Genomic DNA, 5,600 nt, shown 5'->3' with positions numbered 1-5,600 from the left:
CGACACTTTTAAAATTAGCGTGAGTGGGTGTGTGAGTGTGAGTAAACCCTAATAAAAAGAAGTTTTACACACACTCACACTCATAGCTCACACTCGACATAAAGTGTCGCACTATCTATCTATTATAGAAGTTTTTATCTAGCACAGGGTGTTAATATAGACTAATTTAAATAAGGAGTCAAAAGTTATGAAATTAAAGTTTTTATTGGTTTTTAGTTTAGTCTTACTTATGGCTTTAAATATTGGATGTAGTAATAGGCTAGATGAAACTGTTTTAAAACTAGAGAAGAGACCTGAAAGAAATAAACATTTATTTGATTATGCTAATAAATTTCAAGATGTAAAAGAATTTACAGAAAGATACTTGGAGATGTTAGAAAGGGAATATAATATAGAGGTACTAATAGTAACTTTGCCACAATTGAATGAAGGTTTTGATATTGAAACTCAAGCTGTAGATCTTTTTAATGATTGGGAAGTTGGGAGAAATAATAATGGACAAGGGGTATTAATACTATTCTCTGAGCAAGAAAAACAGATTAAGATAGAAGTAGGCTATGAATTGGAAAGAATTTTTACTGATGCTTTCTGTAGTTATGCTTCTGACTTACAATTGAAGCGCTATTTTATTTCAAATAATAGTCTAGGCTTGATAGCAGTGTTGGAGGAATTAGAAAAAAGGGCTAGTGTTAATAAGAATAATGAGTTGGTTAGGGATAAAATAAAGAAGTTAGATCAAGAATTCTTATCAGGAGGAGCAGGCATTAAAAGGGAACTAGCAAATTATAAAGTAGAAGAAATCAATAATATAGGAGAAGAAGATTATAGTGCGGCTTTGACTCCGGAAGAGGCATGGAAAAGGATGGTTAAAAGTTGGCGAAATAAAATCAGGAATCCTAATCTAGGTATATATACTGAAGCAACTAAGATAGTATATAATCAACCTCGGATAAGAAATGCTTCTGACTCTCAATTTGAAGAATATATTAGAGAGTACGGTGATAAGGAGTATGAAGTTTTAGAGAAGGGAAATTATGCTGTGATATATTTTGGTAAAAAGAAGGGGTGGGATAATGCACCTTTTTTCTTCTGTAAAACTGAAGAAGGTTGGAAATTTGATGTATCTAATCAAGCTAGATATGTAGTAATGGGTTCTAATGCTTACTGGGGAGTAGAGCGAGGGGGCAATCCTTATATGAGGGTGCTTTCTATGAAACCTCTCTTTTATTATGATAATAAAGATATTCCAACAGAGGGGAGAGAAATTTATAGAATTAGTCAGGATAAAATTATTGCTAGTAAAATTAAAAGATTAGAGAAAGAGGTTAAACAAGGTGCAACTGATGTCAATACTTTATTTGAATTAGGTAAGTCATACTCTTTGATTTCAATGAATATTAAGGCTATTTCTATGCTTAAAAAAGCTATCAGATTGGATGCTGAGTATGCTCCAATCTATAAGTATTTAGCCATAGCTAATGTTGAAATGTCTTTTCAGTATCAAACAGCCATTAAATATATGAAAAAATATATTGAATTAGAGCCTAATGATGAATTTGGCTATAAATTTTTGGGTTATCTATATTATCAAATTGGTGAATATAGAAAGGCAGTCTATGAATTAAATCAAAGATTAGAATTATCAGCAGGTGATACTTATACATATTGTAAGCTTGCTAGAGTTTATGCAAATTTATTTAAAGAAGCTAGTATTTTAAATAAAAATAAATACAAAAGATTATCTATAAGAATGCTTGATAAAGCAAGTGAAGATGTTATTAATTATGAAGTTTGGAGGGTGGATGCTGTAGAAAAGTATTTAAGAAATAAAGATATAAGATAACTTTGTAATAAATTATGGACATTTAATCCTTAAAAAGTTAGTTAAGTTCATACAAATAGAGTTAGATTAAGAGAATTACTACATGTCCTTTTATTGATATATTACGACACTTTTTTACTTCAGTGTATAGTTGATAATTGACAGTTGATAGTTAAGTTCAAAACCATTTAAATATAGGTTTTTAGTCCCTTAACTATCCACTATCAACTATCAACTCAAAAGTGTCGCACTATCATTATATTGTATCAGTTTTTATACTAGCACTAGGCATTAATATAATACCATTGCTTCAAGTAGAGGTTTAAGTTGGGTAAATAATTTACCCAACTTAAACCTATTTTAATGATTAAATATAAATCAACTCTTGAGCATCTACTATAATTTCTACTGCATCTTCAAGATTCTCAACAGAGTAATCGGCAGCAGGGTACTTACTACCTAGCTTGATAGTCCTACAACCTGCTTTATTACCAGCTTCTATATCGGAGTTGCGGTCACCTACCATGAAGGAATTTTCTAGATTGATATCATATTTTTTGGCCAATTTAATTATCATCCCTGCTTCAGGTTTACGACACTCACATTCTGAATCGAAGTGAGGACAATATTCTATATCATCGATATGGGCATCCTTCTTTTTTAAAGTAGCCACTAAGTGTTGATGAATCTCATCTAAATCTGATTCACTAAAGTAACCACATTCGATACCACCTTGATTTGTAACTACAAAGACCTTATATCCTTTTTCATTTAACATTTTGATTGCCTTAGCAGTCCAAGGGTATAATTTTAAATCTTCAGGTTTATTGACAGGTGAATCATAACGGTTGATAACGCCATCACGGTCTAAAAAAACAGCTTTAGTCAATATTATCACTCCTTTTTTCTTTCTTATATAATATTTTAGTTCTTTTTCTCTTTTACTATGAATAATAAATTAGATAATTTAATTGAATAATTACTTCTTCTAATAAAAATTGATATAATATAGAGATAGTGCGACATTTCTTTTGAGTTGACAGTTTACAGTGTACAGTTTACAGTAAAAAGACTAAAGGCTTATATCTTAAAGAGATTTAGTGCTTTTGAACTTAACTGTCAACCGTCAACTGTAAACTGTACACTGGTTTAAAAGTGTCGCTATATACTCATTAAGAGCCATTATTTATGCTAGAATTGGACTAACATGATATTTGTAAATACTTTGATTAGACTAAAGATAAAAGTTATGCTAAGCTTTTTATACTTACCTTTATTCTTAATATTTTCTTAATATATATATGATATACTGGTAATAAGTTTTATTTTAAACTGAAATTCAATGTGAGGTGAATACAGATGGAAGAAAAGAAGGTTTTAATAGTTGATGATGATAAGAATGTTGTTGAAATTCTAAGTTTATATCTAAAGAAGGAAAAATTTAATGTATTGACTGCCAAAGATGGTCAAGAGGCAATTGCTAAAGTAGAAGAATCTAATCCTGATTTAGTTATTTTAGATATCATGATGCCGAAGCTAGATGGTCTTGAAGTGGTGAAGACTTTAAGAAAGGATAATGAAATTCCTATTATCTTGTTATCAGCTAAAGGTGAAGAGTTTGATCGAATTTTGGGTTTAGAGATTGGGGCTGATGATTATGTGACTAAACCTTTTAGCCCAAGAGAAGTATTGGCTAGGGTTAAAGTTATTTTAAAGAGGGTATCAAAATCTAAAAAGATAAAAGAGGCAAGTTATTTAATCTCTTATCCTAGATTGACTATAGATCCTAAAGAAAGAAGAGTTGAGGTAGATGGAAAAGTAATAGAGTTATCACCTAAGGAGTATCAGTTATTGTTGCTTTTAGCCCAACACCCTAAGCAGGTATTTGAACGGGAGCAACTTTGTGATAAGATCTGGGGGCTAGATTATTATGGTGATATGAGAACTGTAGATGTCCATATCAACTGGTTAAGAGATAAATTAGATTTAGGTTATCTTAAGACAGTTTGGGGAGTTGGTTATAAATTTGAGGTGCAAGCAGATGTTCAATAACCTTTTTAGTAAGATTATGGGAAGTTATCTGCTAATTCCATTGTTAATCTTATTATCTCTGCTTATTATACTTCCAGATTATTTGGAGAATTATTTCTTTAAGGCAAAAAAGGTAGAATTATTAAGGAAAGGAAGGATGGCTGTTAGGCTGATCAGACAAGGTGATTACAATCACTATGATGAAGTTAATAACTTTTTAGGTACTTTAGAGAAGCTGCTTGACAGTAGCTTGATAGTAATTAATCAAGAAGGTGAGATAATTAATCAAGGCATGAGAATGAGAGGGATGATGAGAAGACCTGGGATGAATAGAATGCATGGTGCAATGATGCATAATAGGATGCATCAAGGATTAAGTAAAGATATGTCTAAAAAGATTATGAACTTTCAAAAAGAATTGGACAAGGTTTTAGCTGGAGAGCAGACAAGCTTTCGTGGAAAGGTAGAGATGTTGAAACAACCAATTATTGGTGTGGGGCTTCCTTTATACAACTCTAACGAGAAGCTGGCTCTGTTTTTAATCTCTCCGCTAAGTGGCTTAGAAGAGACAGTAATTAAAGTTAGAAACTTAACCTTACGAGTAACTCTAATAGCTGTTTTATTGGCATTGAGCTTGGGATATTTTATCTCTAAAGGGATTACTCGCCCTGTACTAGAGATGAAACATCAGGCCCAGAAGATGGCTAAAGGGGATTATCAGGTTAAAATAGTTAATCTTCCAAAGGATGAGATTGGTGAGCTAGGGGAGAGCTTTAATTACCTATCAAATAAGTTAGAAGAGAATATAGAAGAATTGAGTCGAGAAAAGCAGAGGATGCATGAGATGTTGACAAGTATGGGAGAAGGGGTTTTAGGGGTCGGTACTGATAAGAAAATTTTATTAGCTAATCCTAGATTTAAAGAGATTTTTCAAGTTGAGGAGGAGATTATTAGTAAAGAATTTGTAGGAATAGTTGGAGAAAATTTGATTAAATTAATAGATAGGGTCTTAATAACAGAACAGGAATTAAAAGAAGAGTTCTCTTGGAATGATCAAATTATTGTGGCCCATGCAGCTCCAATTAGAGAGAAAAGTGACAAGCTACGGGGAATTATAATCTTAATTAGGGATGTTACTGAAGTTAGAAGGTTAGATGAGATGAGAAAACTATTTGTAGCAAATGTATCCCATGAATTGAAGACTCCATTAACAGCAATCCGTGGTTATTTAGAGGCTATTTTGGATGGGATTGTTGATGATACTAAGCTACAGGGTGAATATTTAACTAGAGTATTAGCAGAGACCAATCGGATGACTAGACTTGTTCAAGAAATTTTGAATTTATCCAGATTACAATCAGGTCAAATTGAATTTAATTTAATGGAGTTTGGATTATTGGATTTAATCAATAAAGTAGTCAGGAATTTAGAGAGTAAACTAGATGATAGAACTGTCATTGTAGAAGGAAATCAAGATTTAATAATAGAAAGTGACCGGGATAGATTAGAAGAGGTATTAGTTAACTTGTTGAGTAATGCTATTAAATTTACAGCTAAAACTGGAGAGATTAGAGTTAGCTTAGAGGAGTGTCAAGGGAAGGTCAAGATTAGGGTAAGTGATAATGGCATCGGTATTCCCAAATCTGAATTATCTTATATCTGGGAGAGGTTCCATCAAGTTGATAGAGCTAGAACTCCTGAAGAAGAAGGAACTGGTTTAGGGCTAGCAATTGTTAAAGATTTTTTT

4 protein-coding genes are annotated in these 5,600 nt (G+C 32.0%); 3 read left to right on the top strand and 1 reads right to left on the bottom strand.

Annotated elements, in window-relative coordinates:
- The first annotated feature begins 187 nt into the window (after positions 1-187).
- Positions 188-1,843: a TPM domain-containing protein gene (locus ACTCDL_RS13970; protein ID WP_463178100.1), complete on the top strand. Its 1,656-nt coding sequence runs from the start codon at positions 188-190 to the stop codon at positions 1,841-1,843.
- 346 nt (positions 1,844-2,189) lie between these two features.
- On the opposite strand, the gene ACTCDL_RS13965 is transcribed toward ACTCDL_RS13970, so the two are convergent.
- The gene (locus ACTCDL_RS13965; RefSeq protein WP_463178097.1) at positions 2,190-2,711 is read right to left on the bottom strand and encodes a D-glycero-alpha-D-manno-heptose-1,7-bisphosphate 7-phosphatase; all 522 of its coding nucleotides are present in this window, start codon (positions 2,709-2,711) and stop codon (positions 2,190-2,192) included.
- A 470-nt stretch (positions 2,712-3,181) separates the two neighbouring features.
- On the opposite strand from ACTCDL_RS13965, the gene ACTCDL_RS13960 reads away from it, so the two are divergent.
- Positions 3,182-3,874, top strand: a complete 693-nt coding sequence (locus ACTCDL_RS13960; RefSeq protein ID WP_463178095.1) for a response regulator transcription factor — start codon at positions 3,182-3,184, stop codon at positions 3,872-3,874.
- A partial coding sequence (locus ACTCDL_RS13955) for an ATP-binding protein (RefSeq protein ID WP_463178093.1) occupies positions 3,864-5,600 on the top strand: 1,737 nt, incomplete at its 3' end. The genes ACTCDL_RS13960 and ACTCDL_RS13955, both read left to right, overlap by 11 nt.

The sequence above is a fragment of the Orenia sp. genome (assembly GCF_055140805.1).
The sequence above is the reverse complement of the archived record's forward strand: the minus strand, read 5'-3'. Positions and strand labels throughout refer to the sequence as shown.